Below are 19,473 nucleotides of genomic sequence, written 5' to 3'. Positions count from 1 at the left end.
GGGGTTTGTCATGTTCCGCTTTTTCGAAAGGCTGGTCGATCCGTATACCGAGTATCCGGAAGATGACCGCCCGCCACGCCGCCTTTGGCCCTTCCTTTGGGAGTACTCCCAACCCTTCAAAGGGCTCTTCGCTGTCACCGCCGTGATGTCTGTTGTCGTGGCCGCCGTTGAGATCGGGTTGATCTGGTACCTTGGCCGCGTTGTCGATCTGCTCACCGACGGGAACCCTGCGCAGGTTCTGGGGGATCACGGCACGGAGTTCATTCTTGCAGCTGCATTCATCCTCTTGCTGCGCCCCGTCCTTCAGGCCCTTGGCACTGCGCTTCTAAACAATGGCGTCCTGCCGCAATTCGGCGCGCTTGTCCGCTGGCGGGCGCACAAACAGGTGCTGCGCCAATCGGTGGGCTTTTTCGAGAACGACTTCGCGGGCCGCATCGCCAATCGCATCATGCAAACCCCGGGCAGCGCCGGGGATGCGATCTTTCAGGTGTTCGACGCGATAACCTTTTCGCTGGCCTACCTGGTCGGTGCCGCGATTTTGCTGGCTGAGGCCGATCCCCGCCTCGCCATTCCTCTGATCGCTTGGTTCGCCCTGTACGCCCTTCTCCTGCGCTGGACGATGCAGCGCGTTGGCCCCGCCTCCAAAGCCTCCGCCGATGCGCGCTCCATGACCACGGGCCGCGTGGTGGACAGTTACACCAACATCCACTCCGTCAAACTCTTTGCGCACCACGACAGCGAATTGGCCTACGCCAAGGAGGCCATCGAAGACACCCGCCAAACCTTTGCGCGCGAGATGCGGATTTTCACCACGATGGACGTCATGCTCGTCACGTTGAACGGCCTCCTGATCGTGGCCGTGGTGGGGTGGGGCATCTGGCTGTGGTCGCAAGGCTCTGCCTCCGTCGGGGTGGTCGCGGCCGCCACAGCGCTGACCCTACGGCTCAACGCCATGACCGGCTGGATCATGTGGGCGGTCAGCACTTTCTTCCGCTCGCTCGGCGTCGTGGCCGAGGGGATGGAGACGATCACCGAACCCATCCAACTGACTGACGCCCCCAACGCAAAGCCGCTTCAGATCACCGATTGCGAGGTTACCTTCGACGCGGTTTCGCACCATTACGGGCGCGGCGCGGGCGGCATCGATGCGCTGAACCTGACCATCAAATCTGGTGAAAAGGTCGGCCTTGTGGGCCGCTCTGGCGCGGGAAAATCCACGCTCGTGAAGCTTCTATTGCGTTTCTACGATGCGGAACAAGGTCGTATTCTGATCGATGGGCAGGACATCGCGCAGGTCAAGCAAGACACGCTCCGGCGGGAAATCGGCATGGTGCAACAGGAATCTTCCCTGCTTCACCGCTCTGTGCGCGACAACATCCTTTACGGGCGGCCCGATGCCAGCGAAGAGATGATGCTGGCCGCCGCCCACCGGGCCGAAGCGCATGACTTCATCCTCGACCTCGAAGATCCGCAGGGCCGCAAAGGCTACGACGCCCATGTCGGCGAACGCGGCGTGAAGCTCAGTGGCGGACAACGCCAACGCGTCACCCTCGCCCGCGTGATCCTCAAAGATGCGCCGGTCCTTGTGTTGGACGAAGCCACCTCGGCGCTCGATAGCGAAGTCGAGGCGCAGATCCAGGATACGCTCTATGGCGTCATGGAGGGCAAGACCGTCATAGCAATCGCCCACCGCCTCTCCACCATCGCCCGAATGGACCGGATCGTTGTGCTCGACGATGGCCGCATCGTCGAAGACGGCACGCACGACGCGCTTCTCGCGGCAAACGGCCTATATGCGAATTTCTGGGCGCGCCAATCGGGCGGGTTCATTGGTATCGACACAGGGGAGGCCGCGGAATGACCCAAATCAAACGCTTGGGCATCTGGCTTGGAAGCCTCATTCCGCCCTTTGCGCGCGCCGACGGCCCACCACCCCAAACGTTGTGGGCGTTCATCAAGTGGTGCCTGTCCGGCGCCTGGCCCGTCATCTTACTAGCCGCCGCAGCGTCCGGTATGGCCGGTCTTATGGAGGTCGTATCAGCCTGGTTTCTCGGCGTGATGATCGACAGCACCACAAGCGAAAGCGCATCGTACCTGGCCGACAACGCGCTGCTGATCGCAGCCTATATCGGCTTCTACCTGCTGATCCGTCCGCTATTCTTTGGCCTCTCCGCTGCCTTCACCGGCATCGTTTTGCCGCCTAACCTCGCGCCATTGATCCAGTCCCGTCTGCACCGCTGGACCCTCGGCCACGATGTCACCTTCTTCGACAATGATTTCGCGGGGCGCATCGCGCAGAAACAGGCTCAATCAGCCTCCGCGCTGGTAAACGTCGTGCAGGAAGTCATCTCAGCCGCCGTTTACGCCGTGATCACCATTTTCGGCACGATTGGCCTGCTCGTCGCCATCGATTGGCGCATCGCGGTCATGTTGATCCTTTGGATGGGGGTCTACGCCGCCCTGATCCGCTGGTACCTGCCCCGCATCCGTATCCGCGCCAAAGCCCGCGCCGCGGCCCGTGCGAATGTCACGGGCCAGGTGGTCGACACCGTAACAAACATCAAAACGGTCAAACTGTTCGGCCACACGGATCATGAGGATACAGCCGCTATCGAAGCCATGTCCGGTTACCGCGAGGCGGCGCTGCATTTCGGTTATCTGTCCACCGCGTTCCGCTTCGTTCTGATGGCCGTTGCGGGCCTGTTGCCTGTTCTGTTGGTCATTGGTGCGGTCCTGCTGTGGCGCACCGGGGCCGTGACCCCCGGCGACATCGCGGCCATTGGCGCGATCTCCATGCGCATCAGCCAAATGACCGGCTGGGTCAGCTTCACTCTCATGGGCATCTACTCCAACATCGGCGAGTTGGAGGACGGGATGCGCACACTAACGCCCGCCCATGGCCTGACCGACGCACCCGATGCCAGCGCCCTTTCCCGCCTGACCGGGCGTGTGGAATTCGAAAATGTCAGCTTCGCCTATGGCCAACGGGCGGGCGGCGTGGATCGCATCCATCTGGTTGTGGAGCCCGGCCAGAAACTTGGTGTTGTTGGCGCATCCGGAGCAGGTAAATCCACCCTCGTGAACCTCTTGATGCGGCTCTACGATGCAGAACAGGGTCGTATCTTGATAGACGGGCAGGACGTGGCGCATGTCACACAAGACAGCCTCCGCCAGCAGATCGCGATGGTCACGCAGGAAACCGCGATGTTCAATCGGACCGCGCGCGACAACATCCTTTATGGCCGTCCTGATGCCACGGAGGAAGAGGTCATCGCGGCCGCCAAACGGGCTGAAGCGCATGACTTTATCCTCGACCTTCAGGACTTCAGGGATCGCAAGGGCTACGACGCCTTTCTCGGTGAACGGGGCGTGAAGCTGAGCGGCGGCCAGCGCCAGCGTATTGCGCTCGCCCGCGCGTTCCTCAAGGACGCGCCGGTTCTGGTGCTGGACGAGGCCACCAGCGCTTTGGACTCCGAAGTTGAAGCCGCCATCCAGGACACGCTGACCCGCGTAATGGAGGGTAAGACCACCATCGCCATCGCCCACCGCCTGTCCACGCTCAGCGCCATGGACCGCATCATCGTGCTGGATCAGGGCCGGATCGTGGAAGACGGCACACACGACGCCCTTCTCGCCCAAGACGGCCTCTACGCCCGCTACTGGACCCGCCAATCCGGCGGTTTCATCGGCATCGATGACATGGCCGCAGCTGAATGAGGCACCATGAAACGCGTCATGATCATTGGCCAGCCCGGTAGCGGCAAATCAACACTGGCACGCCTTCTGGGCGAAAAAACCGGCCTGCCTGTCTACCACATGGATCAAATCCACTGGATGTCCGGATGGGTCGAACGAGCCCGCACAGAGAAGATCGCACTGGCGATGGAGGTTCAGAACAGCGACACGTGGATCTTTGAGGGCGGCCTGGGCGCCACCAAGGAACACCGCCTCTTGCGCTGTGACACCCTCATCAACCTCGATTTCCGACTCTGGCTCCGCGCCTGGCGCGTGGGAAAACGGACATTTCTTCACTACGGCCGCACGCGTCCCGACCTGCCCGATGGCTGTCCCGAACAGGTCAGTTTCGAATTCTGGAAGTGGATCTGGGACACGCGCGAAAAGAACCGCCTTGCCAACCTCCGATGGATGGAAGAAGCGGGCCCGCATGTCACGGTCCATCACCTCTGCTCTCCCGCGCAGGTGAGCCGCTTTCTCGACGGAGTGGTGTAGCGCGCCGGCCCGCCGGACATTGTTCAGCTAAGTACAAATCCCAAGCGCAACGCTTGCCGTTCCGGGCGCTTTCCCGCAATTCTTCGGGCATGGACCTTGAAACGATTTCTGCAGAAGATTTTGGCCGCACCCTCACCGGAGTTGGGCTTAACCTTCTGACGCGAGACGTTCGCGCGCTTGCGGCGTTTCTGACCGTTACGTTCGGGCTGACTGCCCATCGCCTGTCCGATGATTTTGCGATCATCCGACATGGTGATGCGCTGATCCAACTCCATGCCGATGGCACGTACCACTCCAATCCGTTGCCGCAATTGATCCCTGAAAACCCGCCCCGTGGCGGCGGCGCGCAGCTATACCTGTTTGGCATAGACCCCGACATGGCCGTGCAGCGTGCCGAAAAGCTTGGGCATCACGTGATTGAGCCGCCCGCCAATAAACCCCATGGTCTGCGTGAGGCGACAATCCTTAGCCCTGAAGGCTACGCCTTCTCCCCGGCGATACCGCATGGTTGAAGTCACGATCCAGCGCCTCGGCCATCACGGCGATGGTATCGCCCAAGGCCCGATCTTTGCACCTTTGACTCTGCCCGGTGAGGTTGTCAGCGGCGATCTTGAAGGCGACCGCATCGCCAGCCCGTCAGTGATCACACCTTCACCCGACAGGGTGAAAGCGCCCTGCCCACATTACAAATCCTGTGGCGGATGCAGCCTGATGCATGCCTCCGATCCATTCGTTGCGCAGTTCAAGATAGATGTGATCACAAACGCACTAACGGCTCATGACTTGCCGACGCCACTTCGCAATATTGATACATCGCCCTCTCGCACGCGCCGCCGGGCCACACTCGCCGGAACGCGCACAAAGAAGGGCGCGCTTGTCGGCTTTCATGCAAGAAAATCAGATACGGTTGTGCCAATTAGGGACTGTTTTTTGCTGCATCCGAGATTTCTGGAGACGCTCCCGGCACTAGAACAGATTACCCGCCTTGGCGCGTCTCGCTCGGCCACGCTCGCTTTCGCTCTGACGTTGACTGACACGGGCATCGACCTGCGCGTGACTGGCGGCAAACCTCTCGATGGCCCCCTTCGCGCGGCTCTTCCAGCCATCGCGCGCCCATTCATCCGCCTGACATGGGAGGACGAGCCTGTTTTCGTGGAAACGCCTCCAATACTCACCGTCGGCTCTGCCCGCGTCCTTCCGCCGCCCGGCGCGTTTCTGCAAGCCACACCGGAAGGCGAAACTGCGCTTCAATCCGCTGTCGCCGAGGCAGTTCAAGGCGCGACCAACATCACGGACCTCTTCTGCGGCCTTGGTACCTTCGCCCTGCGTCTCGCACAGACGACACCGGTTCACGCCGTCGAGAATGCATCCGACCTGTTGGCCGCGCTGACCCAAGCCGCCAACCATACAACTGGCCTGAAACCCATCACGACCGAGGCGCGCGACCTCTTCCGCCGCCCCCTTCTGTCCGACGAACTCTCGAAGTTCGATGCCATCGTCATCGACCCGCCGCGTGCCGGGGCAGAGGCGCAGACCATCGAAATCGCCAAAGCGCAGGTCCCCATTGTTGCAGCGGTGTCCTGCAACCCCGTCACTTTTGCCCGCGATGCGAAGATCTTGACCGATGCGGGCTACAGCCTTGATTGGGTGCAGCCCGTCGATCAATTCCGCTGGTCGCCCCATGTCGAACTTGCCGCGCGCTTTACGCTGCCCCATATCCACACCTGATTTCTTCAGGAGATTTCATTGATGTCTGAACCGAGCGCCCGCACCCGTCTGGCCAACTTCGTGGAAAGCGCGCGGGTGCGAAATTTCATAATCGGCGTCATCATCTTCAACGCGATTATTCTGGGTTTGGAAACGTCCGACCCCGTGATGGCCAGCTATGGCAGCCTCATCCACGCGTTGGATCGGCTCTGTTTGAGCATCTTCGTCGCAGAATTAGCCCTGAAACTCTTCGCCCTTGGTCCTCGCTTCTTCCGGTCCGGCTGGAACATCTTCGACTTCCTGATCGTGGGCATTGCGCTTGTACCATCGGCTCAGGGCCTCAGCGTCTTGCGCGCCCTTCGCATCTTGCGGGTGTTGCGGGTTATTTCGGTCGTGCCGTCGCTTCGCCGCGTGGTCGAAGGGCTGCTAACGGCATTGCCCGGCATGGGTTCCGTTTTTCTGCTGATGTCGGTCATCTTCTACATCGGCGCGGTCATGGCTACGAAACTGTTCGGCGGCGATTGCCCCGCCTGCACGCCGGAGCAAGCTGCGAATTTCGATGCATGGTTTGGTACGCTCGGCCGCTCGCTCTATTCGCTGTTCCAGATCATGACCCTGGAATCGTGGTCCATGGGCATCGTCCGCCCAGTGCAGGAGGTCTATTCCTTCGCATGGCTCTTCTTCGTACCCTTCATCCTGATCACCACGTTCGCGGTCGTGAACCTTGTCGTGGGTCTGGTCGTAAACTCCATGCAGGACGCCCACGCGGAAGAGGCCAATGCCGCCACCGACGCATATCGGGATGAAGTGCTGGAACGCCTAAAGGCCATTGAAGAGCGGTTGAGCAAAGGGTGATCGACACTGCCCGATATGCCGACTTTGGGCAGATGATCACTGCACCAGACGGGGCGTGCCTGTTCCAACCGGGCGATGAAAGCAGTGCCTTTCTGATCGTGACAAATGGGCATGTTAGGGTCGAACAAACGAATGCAGAAGGGCGCACGATGGTCCTATACCGCGTGCATGAGGGCGAAAGTTGCGTGATGACGACGTCGTGCCTTCTGGGCGCGCGCCCCTATAGCGGTTACGGCTATGCAGAAGGCTCGGTGCAGGCCCTTGCCATCGGGGCCGGCGCATTCCACCGCCTTATGGCCGAGGATGCAGACTTTCGCGATCTGGTGTTTGAAGGGTTTAGCCAACGATTGGGCGAACTGACCGATGTGATAGATGCGCTTTTGCTGCATCGGACCGATCTTCGCCTCGCCGCCTGGCTTGCTGCACGTGGCGAGGGCATATGCGAAATGACCCAGCAAGACATTGCGCGGGAGATCGGAACCGCGCGAGAGGTCGTATCACGCACGCTGAAATCCTTCGAACGCGAGGGCTGGCTGGTGCTTGGGCGCGGACGCCTGGAGGTGATCGACCCGGTCGCGCTTCACGCGCACGCAAAATCGCACGCAATGTGACTCCGTCACGGAATGACGCCGCGTGAGATGCGATACTTGGTGCATCTCATCAGGAAGGAGTCTCTCCCATGACCATCACCCGCAACCTCGCCACCTGGGACCGCGCCGCCCGCTTCGTTCTCGGTGCGCTTCTGATCGTCCTGGCCGCAATGGGCACCATCGGCCTCTGGGGCTATATCGGCGCAGTCTTCGTCGCCACGGCCTTCATGAACTTCTGCCCGATCTATCGCGTGTTTGGGCTCAAAACCTGCACGGATTGCTAAGGTTCAGGCCCGCTTTTCCATGACTTCCACGCCGAGGGTGCGTAGCACCTTCGCTTCGATATCCTCGGCGTTCATGCCCGCCACGGCGTACATATCCTTCGGGCTCGCCTGATCGATGAACGTGTCGGGCAAAACCATCGACCGATATTTCAGTCCAGTATCGAACACGGCATTTTCGGCCAACAGCTGCGCCACGTGAGAGCCGAAGCCACCAACAGCACCCTCTTCCACCGTGATCAGAGCCTCATGATGGCGGGCCAGTTGCAGGATCATCTCCTCATCCAGCGGCTTGGCAAAGCGGGCATCGGCCACCGTCGGCGTGATCCCCTTCTGCGCCAGGCTCTCCGCCGCCTCCTGCACCTCTTTCAACCGCGCCCCGAAATTCAGGATCGCCACGCGCTTGCCTTCCGAGATCATCCGCCCCTTGCCGATCTCCAGTGCTACACCGCGCTCCGGCAATTCAACGCCAACCCCTTCCCCGCGCGGGAAGCGGAACGCACTGGGCCGGTCGTCAATCTCAAGAGCCGTGCGCACCATGTGCCGCAATTCGGCCTCGTCTGACGCCGCCATCACAACGAACCCCGGCAGGTTCGTAAGGTATCCAATATCGTAGCTGCCCGCATGGGTGCAGCCATCGGCCCCGACCAGCCCGGCCCGATCAATCGCGAAGCGCACGGGCAAACGTTGGATCGCCACGTCATGCACGATCTGGTCATAGCCGCGCTGCAGGAAGGTCGAATAGATCGCCGCGAATGGCTTTAGCCCACCCGCCGCCATGCCGGCCGCGAAGGTGACGGCATGCTGCTCCGCGATACCCACATCAAAGCAGCGCGTCGGGAACCGCTCGGCAAACAGATCCAAGCCCGTGCCATCAGGCATCGCCGCCGTCACGGCCACCACCTTGGGGTCATCCACCGCCTCGGCAATCAGGCTCTGCGCAAACACTTTTGTATAGGATGGCGCGTTGCTTGGCGCTTTCTTCTGCTCCCCCGTCGCAATATCGAACTTCGCCGTCGCATGGCCGCGATCGGCGCGATGCTCGGCATAGCCCTTGCCCTTCTTGGTGATCGCATGGATCAGGATCGGCCCATCGGCCCGCACCTTCACTGTCCGCAACACGGCCAGAAGGCTCTCCATGTCATGCCCGTCAATCGGCCCGACATAGGAAAATCCAAGCTCCTCAAACAACGTCCCGCCAACGGTCGCGCTCTTCAGCAATTCCTTGGCCCGCCGCGCGCCCTCCTGGAATGGCTCGGGCAACAGCGATACCGCGCCTTTGGCCGCCGCCTTCAACTCCTGAAACGGGGCACCGGCATAAAGCCTTGAAAGATAGGACGACATCGCGCCGGTGGGCGGAGCGATCGACATCTCATTATCGTTCAGGATCACGATCAACCGCTTGCCCAGATGGCCCGCATTGTTCATCGCCTCGAACGCCATGCCCCCCGACATCGCGCCGTCGCCAATCACAGCAATCGCGTCACCATGGCCGGTGTCACAATCGCCGCCCAGATCACGCGCAACGGCAAAGCCAAGTGCTGCGGAAATCGAGGTTGAGGAGTGCGCCGCGCCAAACGGATCGAACGGAGACTCACTGCGCTTGGTAAACCCGCTCAACCCATCCTTCTGTCGGATCGTCAGCATCTGCTCCCGCCGACCCGTCAGGATCTTGTGCGGATAACATTGGTGCGACACGTCCCAGATCAGCTTGTCGCGCGGAGTGTCAAAAACGGAATGCAAGGCCACCGTCATCTCGACCACGCCCAGCCCGGCTCCGAAATGGCCGCCGGTTTGACTGACGGTCCAGATCATTTCCGCCCGCAACTCATCGGCCAGTTTGCGCAGATCGTGATCCGAGAGATGTTTCAGATCGGCAGGCTGGTGGACCTTGTCCAGCAACGGGGTATTCGGGCGCTCGCTCATCGGCTGGCCTTTTCAGTTACTTGTCACGAGTCACTATGTAGTGCGCCAGATCGCGCAATGCCTGCGCCTTTTCGCCATAGGGCGCGAGTGCCGCATCGGCCTCCGCCACAAGATCCCGCGCGCGGGCCTTCGCCGCATCCAATCCAAGCAGCAAAACGAAGGTCGCCTTCCCGGCATCCTCATCCTTGCGCAGCGCCTTGCCCGCCTTCTCCGCATCGCCTTCGACATCCAGAATGTCGTCGGCAATCTGGAACGCTAGACCGATCGCCTTTGCATAGGCCCGCAGCGGCGCAGGGTCTGCTCCACCAAGGATCGCACCCGCATGGGCGGGCCATTCGATCAGCCGACCCGTCTTGTTGGCTTGCAACGCCGTGATTTCCTCCAGCGTCAGCGGGCGACCGGCTGTCTCCGCCGCGATATCCTGGGCCTGGCCCAAGACCATGCCTTCGGCCCCACTTGCGCCCGCCAGCGTCGCAACCAGCCTGACGCGCTCCTCGGCTGTTCCAGCCTCCTCGCAGCTAAGCAGTTCAAAGGCAAAGGTCTGTAGCGCGTCACCCACCAGCACGGCAGTGGCTTCGTCCCATTTCTTGTGGACGGTTGGCTGCCCACGTCGGAGGTCGTCGTCGTCCATACACGGCAAGTCATCGTGGACCAGGCTGTAGGCATGAAGGCATTCAACCGCGCCCGCGGCGTAAAGCGCGCGTTCGACAGGAACCTGAAACAGCGCCGCACTTTCCAGCACCAGAAACCCGCGCAGACGTTTGCCACCATTCGTGGCGTAGCGCATACCTTCGGCGATATCGTCATCGCCAAGCCGCGCCATCTGCTCTGTCAGAAAATCACCGATGCGGGTCTGTGCATCGGCCAATGCCGTCTCGAACACGCCTTACAGACCCTCAACCGGCGTTGCGCCCGTTGCCTCGCCATTCGCGTCGAGGGTGATCTGCGCAACCTTCTCTTCGGCTTCTTTCAGCTTGGCTTCGCACCGCGCCTTCAAGGCCGCGCCGCGCTCGTAGAGTTTGATCGAGTCTTCCAGCGCAACTTCGCCCCGGTCCAGCTGCGTGACGACCTGCTCCAACTCGCGGATTGCGTCTTCAAAGCTCATCTCGTCGATCGGGGTTTCAGCCATCTCGGTCCTCCAACTCTCTCACATGGGCGAGCACGCCACCGCCCAGACCTTCCAGATCATAGCCGCCTTCGAGTGTCGAGACCACGCGCCCGTCACAGACCTCTTCGGCGACGCGCACCAATTTGCGCATGACCCACGCGAAATCCTCATCCTCCCACAGAAGGTTGGCCAGCGGATCGCGGGAGTGCGCGTCGAACCCGGCGGAGATCAGGATCAGGTCTGGGTCAAATTCCCGCAGGCGAGGGAAGACGTGGCTCTCGTAACGGGACCGCATCGCCATGCCATCCGATCCCGGCGGCAGGGGCAGGTTCATCACGTTGTCCGACGCGCCACGCTCATGCACTGCGCCAGAACCGGGGTAGAGCGGCATCTGATGCGAGCTGATGAACAAAGCGCGCGGCTCATCCCACAGCAGGTCTTGCGTGCCGTTGCCGTGGTGCACGTCGAAATCCACCACGGCGACCCGGTCGAGGCCATGGCGCTCCAGTGCGTGCTGCGCGGCGATGGCGATGTTACCGAACAGGCAGAAGCCCATCGCGCGGCTCTTCTCCGCATGGTGGCCGGGTGGGCGCGTGGCGACAAAGGCGCGTTTGTGCGCGCCCGACAGAACCCGGTCCACGGCCAGCAGGCAACCGCCCACACCTTTGAGCGCGGCCTCCCACGTGCCGGGCGAGGCGGAGGTATCGGCGTCGATCTGCACCATGCCGGTGGTGGGCTGCGCATCGCGCATCGCGTCGATGTAGCTTTGGGGATGGCATAGTGCGATATCGGCCTCGGTCGCTTCCGGGGCCTCTTCGCGCAGTGCTTCGACATCGGCCAGGACGGCAAAGACCGTCTCAAGCCGGGCGATCCGTTCCGGGTGCCCCTCCGGCATCTCATGGGCAAGGCCCGACGGGTTGTTAATAATCAGCATTCGATCATCTCGGAAGTTTCCAATTCTCGTCAGCGCGCCAATATTTCAAGCCCCAAACCGCCAGTGCGACAACCACATAGGCCAATAGCAGGCTTAGAGCCCAACGCGGCGTTTCAAAGGTCGGGAAGATCCATTCTGCTGCCCAAAATAGGCACCGCACGGCGAGGTAAACGCCGAAGATGTGAACCGTGCTTTCAGTCAGCCATCGCAAGAGGCGCATTTAATCGGGCGCCAGCATATACCCGGCTCCGCGCACCGTTTGAAGGTAGCGTGGCTGTTTCGGGTTCACTTCGATCTTGCGGCGGAGGCGGGTTATTTGAACGTCCACGGCGCGTTCCTGTACAGGCTCGCCCCCAACCTTGTCACGGTTCAGCAAGCTCACCAAATCCGCTCGCGTGATCGCCTCGCCCGGTTGGTGCGAGAAGATGCGCATCAAAGCGGCCTCCGTTGCGGTCAACCGCACCGGCTCCTGCCCCTCAAACATCTCTCCACGTTCGATGTCATAGCGGATCGGCCCGAGGTGAAGGACCTGCGGCACCGTGCTTTCTTCCGCCGGAGCCGGCATCCGCCGCAGGATCGCATTAATCCGCAGCAGCAATTCTTTGGGTTCAAACGGCTTAGCCAGATAGTCATCCGCCCCCGCTTCCAAACCTTCAATCCGGTCCTCGGATTCACCTTTGGCGGTTAGCAAGAGAATGGGTGTCGTGGACTCTGCCCTTATGTCTCGACACAGGCTCAACCCATCTTCACCCGGCATCATCACGTCCAGCACGATGAGGTCAAAACTCAGCCCGTCCAATAGCTTGCGCGCATGGGCTGCATCCCGCGCGCCCGACGCCATGAATCCATTGCGCATCAGGAACTTCTGCAGAAGTTGCCGAATGCGTTCGTCGTCGTCGACGATCAGAAGATGCGCGCCAATATCCATGCTTTACCCTTGGTCCACGCCATCAAGGTACTGGCGTCGCATCTCGGGGTCCATCATCTCTTCCAGTACCGCTCGAAACCCTTGCACCGCCTCCGGCCCGGCGTTGCGAAACGCCGCGCGCATGCGGTTGCGTTGCGCCTCGGACAGGGCTTGTTCCAACGTCTTTCCGGCTTCGGTCAGGTAGAGATGACGCTCACGTTTGTCCCGTGTGCCTACCCGCGCCTCGACCAGTCCGTCATCCACAAGCGTCCGCAATACGCGGTTGAGCGATTGCTTTGTCACCCCAAGAATCGAAAGCAGATTGTTCACTGTCGTGCCCGGCGTGCGGTTTATGAAGTGCACGGCGCGATGATGCGCGCGGCCATAACCTTGCTCAACGAGGATGCGGTCGGGGTCAGCCGTAAAGCCACGATAGGCGAAGAACATGGCCTCGATACCGCGACGCAGCTGGTCGTCCGTCAGAAACAGCAGCGTATCGCCTCGCGTGATCGCCCCTGACCCGCCTCGGTCGGCCATATCTGTCCCTCCTTGACCGGTTCAGCCGGTTTAAATCAGTTTATGTCAGCCTTGTTGACTTTCCAAGAATCAATTGGTAGCCAAACTGGCATTTTGCGTAATTTTATGTCCGAAGCGGACCCATATTGCGCAACATTTGGAAACGATGCCCGAGTGGAAGCGGGTGAATGTTTGGAAAGGAAGGGACCATGGCTGGAGCCTATGATGACCGCGACGGTCAGATCTGGATGGACGGCAAGCTTGTTGATTGGCGCGATGCCAACGTACACCTTCTGACCCACGCGATGCACTACGCGTCCTCCGTGTTCGAAGGGGAACGCGCCTATAATGGCAAAATCTTCGAGAGCCGGAAGCATTCCGAACGCCTGCACTACTCCGCCTCCTGCATCGATTTTGAGATCCCCTACACGGTCGATGAGATCGAAGCCGCGAAGTACGAAGTCATGAAGGCCAACGGTCTGACCGACGCTTACATCCGGGCCGTTGCGTGGCGCGGCGCCGGTGAAGACATGGGTGTCAGCTCCGCCAAGAACCCCGTCCGCCTGGCCATCGCGGCTTGGGAATGGGGCAGCTATTACGGTGACGCCAAGATGAAGGGCGCGAAGCTCGACATCTCCAAGTGGAAACGCCCCTCGCCCGAGACAATCCCGGTCCACGCCAAAGCGGCTGGCCTCTACATGATCTGCACAACCTCCAAGCACGCGGCAGAGGCCAAAGGCTGCTCCGACGCGCTGTTCATGGATTACCGCAACTACGTGGCCGAAGCGACGGGCGCCAACATCTTCTTCGTCAAGGACGGTGAAGTGCACACGCCCAAGCCCGATTGCTTCCTGAACGGCATCACCCGCCAGACCGTGATCGGGATGCTGGAGAGTAAGCAAGTGAAGGTCCACGAGCGCCACATCATGCCGGAAGAGCTGGAAAGCTTTGAACAGTGCTGGCTGACCGGCACCGCGGCCGAAGTCACACCGGTGGGCCAGATCGGCGACTACAACTTCGAAGTCGGCGCCATGACCCGCGATATCGCGCAAAGCTATGAGGATTTGGTGCGGGCCTGACCCCGCAACCATTCAAAAACCCAAGAGGCTCCGCCACCGGGCGGGGCCTTTTTTATTTCCCCTGCTTGACCCCCACCCACTTCGCCCCCACCATCAGATTATGGTGATGCACTTCCAGCCGACCGGCCCGTCCTCCCTCCAGAAACAAGTCGCGTTTCATCGCTCTGAACTCGGGCCGATCATGGGCCTTTACGGGCGCATGGTCGCGGCAGGGGAATGGCGGGATTACGGGATCAGCCATCTGAGTGATGTGGCCGTCTTCTCGATCTTTCGGCGCACCGCTGAAAACCCGCTTTATCGGATCGAGAAGCGGCCCAAGCTTCGCGACAAGCAGGGGCAGTATTCCATCATCGGCATGGACGGACGCATCCTGAAACGCGGCAACGATCTGAAGACTGTACTACGCGTTTTGGAGCGCAAGCTGATCCGTGCGGTCGATTAAGCCAAGGCCAATCGCTTGCGCGATGTGATAGGGCCGAATTCGCTCGCCTCGATCCGGGCGGCGGCGTCTTTCAAAGGCTCATATGCGACAGACATGTGATGCGCGTTTGCATGCAGGAGCATCCGGTCGCTTGCCATCATGCCCACGTGACCTTTCCAGAAGATCAGATCACCACGCTTTAACGCCCCATCCGGCGCGATATCCTCGCCCAACTCGAGTTCCTGCTGGTCGCTGTCACGGGGGCAGTCGATTCCGCAGGCATGAAGGCAGGACTGAACCAGGCCCGAGCAATCAATCCCCCAGCGGCTTGTTCCGCCCCAAAGGTACGGCGTGCCAAGGAAAAGGTCCGCAATCCCGACAGGGTCCGCGAACTTCGCATTGATAGGCATAAGATGCTGGGACGGCATGAAATGCCCGGTGTGGATGCGTTTGAACGCCCCCTTCTCCCCGACGATCTTCACCTGACTTCCGAAGTACAGGCAAACGTCCGGCGGTGCCTTGATATTGGCCTTCGGATAAAGGTGCGTCGCAGGCGAGATTACCCAGTGCGTTGCGGGCTCAGCCCCAGTCAAGGCACCGGCCAGCACGTAACCAACATAACCATCTTTCTCGGACTGACCGAAAGCAAACCCATCCTCGGTATCCAGCACCAGAAAGCGTTCCCCAAACACCAGTTGCGATGTGCGTGCGCCGCGTGGCTGGTCGGCGATGTTGGCGATGGGTTGTTGGACCATCATCATGCGACCGTCGGTGTAACGCTCAGCCTCAACCACACCTTTCAGCGAAGCATGGGCAACACGACCATTGGACGGGGTGGTGCGGGGATCACTCATTTGGACAGCACCTCCGGCAAAGCGTGGAACAGCGCGCGAATACCTTGGCCAACGCCACCTTTGGGGCGTGCGGGCGCATTGGCGCGTTGCCATCCATAGACATCGAAATGCGCAAAACGCCCCACATCGGCAAAGCGGCGCAGGAACAGCGCGGCGGTAATCGACCCCGCCATCCCACCGGACGGAGCATTGTCCAGATCGGCAATGCCGGGCTCAATCATCGCCTCATATGGCTCATGGAAAGGCAGACGCCAGACTGGATCCGCAACCTGACTGGACGCAGCGGCTAGGGCGCTGGCGAAGGGGTCGTCATCTGTGAAGAATGGGGCGATGTCAGGGCCAACGGCGACACGCGCGGCACCGGTGAGCGTGGCCATGCAAATCATCAAGTCCGGCTTGGCCTCGGACCCATAGGCCAGCGCATCGGCCAGCACGAGGCGGCCTTCGGCATCGGTGTTGTTGATCTCAACCGTCAGGCCATTGCGGGCGGTGTAGATGTCGCCGGGCCGGAAGGCATTGCCCGAAACGTTGTTTTCTACTGCCGGGATCAGGACGCGCAGGCGGCACGTCATTCCACTGGCCATGATCATGCGCGCAAGGCCAAGCACATTGGCCGCCCCACCCATATCCTTCTTCATCAGCCCCATGGATGCGCCGGGCTTAAGGTTCAGTCCACCGGTGTCGAAACACACGCCCTTGCCCACGAGAGTAAGGGCGGGACCTTTCATGCCCCAAGTCATTTCGATCAAGCGAGGGGCCTTCGCCGCCGCGCGACCAACGGTGTGAATAAGCGGGAAATTCTGGTCCTTGAGGTCGTCTCCTTCGACCGCCGAGACATCTGCGCCAAATTCGCGGGCGAGGGTCCGAACGGCCTCCTCCAGCGCATCCGGACCCATATCCTCAGCAGGTGTGTTGATAAGGTCGCGGGTCAGACTCTCTGACGCGGCGATGGTCTCGAGGCTTGAGGCATCGACGCCGTCCGGCGCAACGAGCTTAGCCTTTGCCGCAGATTGGCTGCGATAGCGGTCGAAGCGATAGCAGGACAGAAGAAAACCGAGCGCAATCTCATCGGCGTCCGGTCCTTCGGGTGCGGGGTTGGCGATCTTGTAGGTTGCGCCCGGAAGGCCAGAAATCGCCGCACCGACGGCAAAGCGTTTTCGTATGCGTGCCTCTGGCGTGCCCGTCCCAACCAACGCACCGCCACGGTTTGGCAGGGCCAGCGCTTGCCCAAGTTGCCCGTTGAAGCCGTTGAATTCAGCCCATTCGCCTTGCTCTTCGCTCAGCCCGGCCAGCACCGTTTCTGGCGCTTCGCTACCAACAAGATAAATCGGCAGCGCGTCCGCACTGTCTTCGGCAAATGTCAAAGCCATGTTCGCACCCCTTTTGTGGGGCGCAGCCTAACGTTCCGCCGCCGCTTCGCAAGATCAGATCAGCCGGACAAATCCTCCAGATCCCAGACAGCGTGGATGGATCTTTCCCCAACACGTTCGAGGCGGGCAAGTGTCGCTGCAAGCGCCACGTGGTTCGCAGTAGAGAAGCTTTGTTGGACCGATTGTGCAACGCGCGCGAGCGTCGACATGCCGATCAACTCCGCATCTCGCGCGATCTGGTCCAAGTCACGCTGAAAGCTCCGCTCATCCCGGTCAAGAAGCCCGCGCAGCTTAGGCAGACCTTCCGAAATGCGATGCAGGGCAAGGGCCACCTCAGCCTCGGCGCGCACTTCGCCAATGCGGTGGCACAAATCTTCAAGGCATTCCGGGTCGAACCGTGCAGGTTCTTCCATCGACAATGCTGTTACATGAGGGGCCACCCCGACCCCTTGATACCGTGTCATTCACTCGCTCCACTTCATTCGCCCCCACCACAGGACGCTCTCGAAAGAGATCGGCACCAAGCATCCGTCGGCGTGCTGAAGAAACCCTTTATCGGGCAGCAAAAAGCGGCTGCAATTTGAATGGAAATTCGGCTAAACCTAAGGTTGAACGACCAAAGAGACGCCACATGCATCGAGTGAAATCCCTCCCCGATTATCTTCTGGATCGCTATAATGACTGGAAGGAATCCAGCTTCCCCGAAAACCGGGACTGGTTTCGCAAACTGGCCGAAGAAGGCCAGCATCCAAAGGCCATGGTGATTGCGTGCTGCGACAGCCGGGTGGCCATCAACTCGATCTTCGGGCAACGCACGGGCGAGCTTTTCGTTCACCGCAATATCGCAAATCTCGTGCCACCCTACACGCCGGACGGAAACCATCACGGCACCGGTGCTGCGGTGGAATTCGCGGTCAAACACTTAAAAGTCGAACATATATTGGTGATGGGCCACTCCCGATGCGGAGGAGTCGCGGGTTGTATTGCGATGTGCGAAGGGCATGCAGACGAATTCGAGGCGCACGAAAGCCTGATTGGCCGCTGGCTGGATGTTCTGCGCCCTGGCTTTGCGCGCGTGGCCGACATTGATGACACCGATGACAAGCAGACCGCGCTCGAGAAAGAGGGCATCCACGTCAGCCTCGAAAACCTACTAGGCTACCCATTCGTGAAGAAGGCCGTCGATGCCGGAGAGCTCAGCCTGCATGGTCTCTGGGCCGATATTGCCGACATGGATCTCGAAACCTTCGACGGGCGCGTCCGCCATTTCGCACCTGCCTGACTTGCGCAGGGGCCGTTGCCCCCGTAAAGCCCGCCCCAGACGACCGCTGTAGATGGGGAGACCTCCATGGAGGGAATGCTGGCGCTTGCCGCAGACAATCTGCTGTCGCCGATCATCCTGTTCTTCGCGCTTGGAGTCCTTGCCGCCTTTGCCCGGTCGGATCTGTCGATCCCTGAGGCAATTGCGAAAGGCATGTCGATCTACCTGCTGTTCGCCATCGGATTCAAAGGTGGCGCTGCGGTGGCCGACAACGGGATCGACTCCACCCTCATCCTGTCACTGGTCGCAGGTCTTGTGCTGTCCTTCGCTATACCAATGGTCGCCTTCGCCCTTCTGCGCGTGATGACCGGCTTGTCAGTCGTTGATGCGGCGGCCGTGGCCGGCCATTACGGCTCTATCTCAATCGTGACGTTCGTGGCCGCAACGTCCGTGGTTCAAGGTGCGGGGCTCGATTCCGAGGGGTACATGGTCGCCGTCGCCGCCGTTATGGAAGCACCGGCCATCCTATCGGCGCTGTGGCTGATTGCCCGCTTCGACAAAGGGGCCGCGCAGATGGATGCGGGCCTGATGCGTGAAATCCTTTTGAACGGCTCGATCGTCCTCTTGGTCGGCTCGTTCCTGATTGGCGTCATCACAGGGGCTGAGGGCCTCGATCTGATCGCACCGTTCATCGTGACTCCGTTCCAGGGTGTGCTGTGCCTGTTCTTACTCGACATGGGGCTCGTCGCAGGGCGGGGATTGCGAGAGGCGCGCGGGGTGCTGAAACCGGGACTGTTCCTGTTCGGTGTCGTCATGCCGGTGGTCGGCTCGGCCTTCGGGCTGCTGGCCGGCGTCCTCCTCGGCCTCAGCCCCGGCGGCGTCGTCCTGTTCATGACACTCTCCGCCTCGGCCTCCTACATCGCCGTGCCCGCCGCGATGCGCGTGGCTCTACCCGAGGCGAACCCCTCGATTTACCTGACCCTGTCACTTGGCGTGACTTTCCCTTTCAATCTAACCCTGGGCATCCCACTCTATCTTGCGGTTGCCTCTTTCGTGACCGGAGGCTGAGCCCCATGCAAACCCACAACGCAAAGCGCGTCGCCGTCATCATCGAAGCCGTGATGCAGTCTCGGCTGACCGACGCCATGGAGAATGCAGGCGTCACCGGCTATTCCATCCTTCCCGTTCTGGCGGGTGGGGGCCGGTCGGGGAATTGGAGCCGGGAAGGCCAGATCGGCCGGGGCCAGGGCATGGTACAGGTGATCTGCATCATCGCACCAGACAAGCTGGATGACCTTTTGAACAAGGCTTTTGCCGTCGTCGAAAAGCATATTGGGGTCATCAGTGTCAGTGACTGTGAGGTTTTGCGCGCCGAACGGTTCTAATCGGCGCGACCTCACTTGCAAAAAAGTGCACAACCTGTGGTAGTATCGC

22 protein-coding genes are annotated in these 19,473 nt (G+C 60.8%); 13 read left to right on the top strand and 9 right to left on the bottom strand.

Going from position 1 to position 19,473, the window contains the following annotated elements; genetic code table 11:
* Nucleotides 1–10: 10 nt before the first annotated feature.
* From V8J81_RS17645 to V8J81_RS17610, 8 genes are all read left to right on the top strand, one after another.
* Nucleotides 11–1,861 (top strand): ABC transporter ATP-binding protein, encoded by a 1,851-nt coding sequence (locus V8J81_RS17645; RefSeq protein WP_368477057.1) that lies wholly within the window; start codon nucleotides 11–13, stop codon nucleotides 1,859–1,861.
* Nucleotides 1,858–3,717 carry an ABC transporter ATP-binding protein gene (locus V8J81_RS17640; RefSeq protein WP_368477056.1) on the top strand — a complete coding sequence of 620 codons (1,860 nt, stop codon included), beginning with the start codon at nucleotides 1,858–1,860 and terminating at the stop codon, nucleotides 3,715–3,717. The genes V8J81_RS17645 and V8J81_RS17640 overlap by 4 nt, the downstream gene beginning before the upstream one ends.
* Nucleotides 3,718–3,723: 6 nt before the next feature.
* Nucleotides 3,724–4,230, top strand: coding sequence for a P-loop NTPase family protein (locus V8J81_RS17635; RefSeq protein ID WP_368477055.1), 507 nt, complete (start codon nucleotides 3,724–3,726; stop codon nucleotides 4,228–4,230).
* 89 nt (nucleotides 4,231–4,319) lie between these two features.
* A complete protein-coding gene (locus tag V8J81_RS17630; protein WP_368477054.1) occupies nucleotides 4,320–4,742 on the top strand; it encodes a VOC family protein in 423 nt (140 codons plus the stop codon).
* Complete coding sequence (locus V8J81_RS17625) at nucleotides 4,735–5,958, top strand: class I SAM-dependent RNA methyltransferase (RefSeq protein ID WP_368477053.1); 1,224 nt, start codon at nucleotides 4,735–4,737, stop codon at nucleotides 5,956–5,958. The genes V8J81_RS17630 and V8J81_RS17625 overlap by 8 nt, the downstream gene beginning before the upstream one ends.
* 21 nt (nucleotides 5,959–5,979) lie before the next feature.
* Nucleotides 5,980–6,792 (top strand): ion transporter, encoded by an 813-nt coding sequence (locus V8J81_RS17620; RefSeq protein WP_368477052.1) that lies wholly within the window; start codon nucleotides 5,980–5,982, stop codon nucleotides 6,790–6,792.
* Nucleotides 6,789–7,403: a Crp/Fnr family transcriptional regulator gene (locus tag V8J81_RS17615; protein WP_368477051.1), complete on the top strand. Its 615-nt coding sequence runs from the start codon at nucleotides 6,789–6,791 to the stop codon at nucleotides 7,401–7,403. The genes V8J81_RS17620 and V8J81_RS17615 overlap by 4 nt, the downstream gene beginning before the upstream one ends.
* A gap of 68 nt (nucleotides 7,404–7,471) precedes the next feature.
* Complete coding sequence (locus tag V8J81_RS17610) at nucleotides 7,472–7,666, top strand: YgaP family membrane protein (protein ID WP_368477050.1); 195 nt, start codon at nucleotides 7,472–7,474, stop codon at nucleotides 7,664–7,666.
* A 3-nt stretch (nucleotides 7,667–7,669) separates the two neighbouring features.
* On the opposite strand, the gene dxs is transcribed toward V8J81_RS17610, so the two are convergent.
* From dxs to V8J81_RS17580, 6 genes are all read right to left on the bottom strand, one after another.
* Nucleotides 7,670–9,589: a 1-deoxy-D-xylulose-5-phosphate synthase gene (gene dxs, locus V8J81_RS17605; protein ID WP_368477049.1), complete on the bottom strand. Its 1,920-nt coding sequence runs from the start codon at nucleotides 9,587–9,589 to the stop codon at nucleotides 7,670–7,672.
* A 16-nt stretch (nucleotides 9,590–9,605) separates the two neighbouring features.
* A complete protein-coding gene (locus V8J81_RS17600; protein WP_439649908.1) occupies nucleotides 9,606–10,472 on the bottom strand; it encodes a polyprenyl synthetase family protein in 867 nt (288 codons plus the stop codon).
* 3 nt (nucleotides 10,473–10,475) lie between these two features.
* Entirely contained in the window at nucleotides 10,476–10,718 is a 243-nt protein-coding gene (locus V8J81_RS17595) for an exodeoxyribonuclease VII small subunit (protein ID WP_368477048.1), read from the bottom strand.
* A complete protein-coding gene (locus V8J81_RS17590; protein ID WP_368477047.1) occupies nucleotides 10,711–11,631 on the bottom strand; it encodes a histone deacetylase family protein in 921 nt (306 codons plus the stop codon). Before V8J81_RS17590 ends, V8J81_RS17595 begins: the two co-directional genes overlap by 8 nt.
* 220 nt (nucleotides 11,632–11,851) lie before the next feature.
* Complete coding sequence (locus V8J81_RS17585; protein WP_368477046.1) at nucleotides 11,852–12,559, bottom strand: response regulator; 708 nt, start codon at nucleotides 12,557–12,559, stop codon at nucleotides 11,852–11,854.
* 3 nt (nucleotides 12,560–12,562) lie between these two features.
* Nucleotides 12,563–13,075: a MarR family winged helix-turn-helix transcriptional regulator gene (locus tag V8J81_RS17580; RefSeq protein ID WP_368477045.1), complete on the bottom strand. Its 513-nt coding sequence runs from the start codon at nucleotides 13,073–13,075 to the stop codon at nucleotides 12,563–12,565.
* A gap of 188 nt (nucleotides 13,076–13,263) precedes the next feature.
* Here V8J81_RS17580 and V8J81_RS17575 point away from each other — a divergent pair, with 188 nt between their 5' ends.
* Both V8J81_RS17575 and V8J81_RS17570 read left to right on the top strand, forming a co-directional pair.
* Entirely contained in the window at nucleotides 13,264–14,133 is an 870-nt protein-coding gene (locus V8J81_RS17575; protein WP_368477044.1) for a branched-chain amino acid aminotransferase, read from the top strand.
* Between the two features lie 106 nt (nucleotides 14,134–14,239).
* Complete coding sequence (locus V8J81_RS17570; protein WP_368477674.1) at nucleotides 14,240–14,575, top strand: DUF2794 domain-containing protein; 336 nt, start codon at nucleotides 14,240–14,242, stop codon at nucleotides 14,573–14,575.
* Here the strand turns inward: V8J81_RS17570 and V8J81_RS17565 are convergent.
* The 3 genes from V8J81_RS17565 to V8J81_RS17555 are packed head-to-tail and all read right to left on the bottom strand — an operon-like array spanning nucleotide 14,572 to nucleotide 17,242.
* Nucleotides 14,572–15,408, bottom strand: a complete 837-nt coding sequence (locus V8J81_RS17565) for a C40 family peptidase (RefSeq protein WP_368477043.1) — start codon at nucleotides 15,406–15,408, stop codon at nucleotides 14,572–14,574. The two genes, V8J81_RS17570 and V8J81_RS17565, sit on opposite strands and share 4 nt — an antisense overlap.
* Nucleotides 15,405–16,778 carry a leucyl aminopeptidase family protein gene (locus tag V8J81_RS17560; protein ID WP_368477042.1) on the bottom strand — a complete coding sequence of 458 codons (1,374 nt, stop codon included), beginning with the start codon at nucleotides 16,776–16,778 and terminating at the stop codon, nucleotides 15,405–15,407. Before V8J81_RS17560 ends, V8J81_RS17565 begins: the two co-directional genes overlap by 4 nt.
* Nucleotides 16,779–16,837: 59 nt before the next feature.
* Entirely contained in the window at nucleotides 16,838–17,242 is a 405-nt protein-coding gene (locus V8J81_RS17555) for a hypothetical protein (protein ID WP_368477041.1), read from the bottom strand.
* A 167-nt stretch (nucleotides 17,243–17,409) separates the two neighbouring features.
* Between V8J81_RS17555 and V8J81_RS17550 the strand changes: the two genes are divergently transcribed.
* The 3 genes from V8J81_RS17550 (at nucleotide 17,410) to V8J81_RS17540 (ending at nucleotide 19,424) form a co-directional block, all read left to right on the top strand.
* Nucleotides 17,410–18,060 carry a carbonic anhydrase gene (locus tag V8J81_RS17550; protein ID WP_368477040.1) on the top strand — a complete coding sequence of 217 codons (651 nt, stop codon included), beginning with the start codon at nucleotides 17,410–17,412 and terminating at the stop codon, nucleotides 18,058–18,060.
* Nucleotides 18,061–18,126: 66 nt separating this feature from the next.
* Nucleotides 18,127–19,107, top strand: coding sequence for a sodium-dependent bicarbonate transport family permease (locus V8J81_RS17545; protein ID WP_368477039.1), 981 nt, complete (start codon nucleotides 18,127–18,129; stop codon nucleotides 19,105–19,107).
* Between the two features lie 5 nt (nucleotides 19,108–19,112).
* Complete coding sequence (locus V8J81_RS17540) at nucleotides 19,113–19,424, top strand: P-II family nitrogen regulator (protein ID WP_368477038.1); 312 nt, start codon at nucleotides 19,113–19,115, stop codon at nucleotides 19,422–19,424.
* Nucleotides 19,425–19,473 lie beyond the last annotated feature (49 nt).

This window comes from Gymnodinialimonas sp. 202GB13-11, from assembly GCF_040932485.1.
GTDB lineage: Bacteria > Pseudomonadota > Alphaproteobacteria > Rhodobacterales > Rhodobacteraceae > Gymnodinialimonas > Gymnodinialimonas hymeniacidonis.
Note: the sequence above shows the minus strand (reverse complement) of the source record. Positions and strands in the feature narration are given on the sequence as shown.

Excerpts from the sequence above, each read along its gene's own strand:
- V8J81_RS17645 (WP_368477057.1), top strand. The coding sequence starts at position 11 with ATGTTCCGCTTTTTCGAAAGGCTGGTCGATCCGTATACCGAGTATCCG.
- V8J81_RS17640 (WP_368477056.1), top strand. The coding sequence starts at position 1,858 with ATGACCCAAATCAAACGCTTGGGCATCTGGCTTGGAAGCCTCATTCCG.
- V8J81_RS17635 (WP_368477055.1), top strand. The coding sequence starts at position 3,724 with ATGAAACGCGTCATGATCATTGGCCAGCCCGGTAGCGGCAAATCAACA.
- V8J81_RS17630 (WP_368477054.1), top strand. The coding sequence starts at position 4,320 with ATGGACCTTGAAACGATTTCTGCAGAAGATTTTGGCCGCACCCTCACC.
- V8J81_RS17625 (WP_368477053.1), top strand. The coding sequence starts at position 4,735 with ATGGTTGAAGTCACGATCCAGCGCCTCGGCCATCACGGCGATGGTATC.
- V8J81_RS17620 (WP_368477052.1), top strand. The coding sequence starts at position 5,980 with ATGTCTGAACCGAGCGCCCGCACCCGTCTGGCCAACTTCGTGGAAAGC.
- V8J81_RS17610 (WP_368477050.1), top strand. The coding sequence starts at position 7,472 with ATGACCATCACCCGCAACCTCGCCACCTGGGACCGCGCCGCCCGCTTC.
- dxs (WP_368477049.1), bottom strand. The coding sequence starts at position 9,589 with ATGAGCGAGCGCCCGAATACCCCGTTGCTGGACAAGGTCCACCAGCCT.
- V8J81_RS17595 (WP_368477048.1), bottom strand. The coding sequence starts at position 10,718 with ATGGCTGAAACCCCGATCGACGAGATGAGCTTTGAAGACGCAATCCGC.
- V8J81_RS17590 (WP_368477047.1), bottom strand. The coding sequence starts at position 11,631 with ATGCTGATTATTAACAACCCGTCGGGCCTTGCCCATGAGATGCCGGAG.
- V8J81_RS17585 (WP_368477046.1), bottom strand. The coding sequence starts at position 12,559 with ATGGATATTGGCGCGCATCTTCTGATCGTCGACGACGACGAACGCATT.
- V8J81_RS17580 (WP_368477045.1), bottom strand. The coding sequence starts at position 13,075 with ATGGCCGACCGAGGCGGGTCAGGGGCGATCACGCGAGGCGATACGCTG.
- V8J81_RS17575 (WP_368477044.1), top strand. The coding sequence starts at position 13,264 with ATGGCTGGAGCCTATGATGACCGCGACGGTCAGATCTGGATGGACGGC.
- V8J81_RS17570 (WP_368477674.1), top strand. The coding sequence starts at position 14,240 with ATGCACTTCCAGCCGACCGGCCCGTCCTCCCTCCAGAAACAAGTCGCG.
- V8J81_RS17565 (WP_368477043.1), bottom strand. The coding sequence starts at position 15,408 with ATGAGTGATCCCCGCACCACCCCGTCCAATGGTCGTGTTGCCCATGCT.
- V8J81_RS17560 (WP_368477042.1), bottom strand. The coding sequence starts at position 16,778 with ATGGCTTTGACATTTGCCGAAGACAGTGCGGACGCGCTGCCGATTTAT.
- V8J81_RS17555 (WP_368477041.1), bottom strand. The coding sequence starts at position 17,242 with ATGACACGGTATCAAGGGGTCGGGGTGGCCCCTCATGTAACAGCATTG.
- V8J81_RS17550 (WP_368477040.1), top strand. The coding sequence starts at position 17,410 with ATGCATCGAGTGAAATCCCTCCCCGATTATCTTCTGGATCGCTATAAT.
- V8J81_RS17545 (WP_368477039.1), top strand. The coding sequence starts at position 18,127 with ATGGAGGGAATGCTGGCGCTTGCCGCAGACAATCTGCTGTCGCCGATC.
- V8J81_RS17540 (WP_368477038.1), top strand. The coding sequence starts at position 19,113 with ATGCAAACCCACAACGCAAAGCGCGTCGCCGTCATCATCGAAGCCGTG.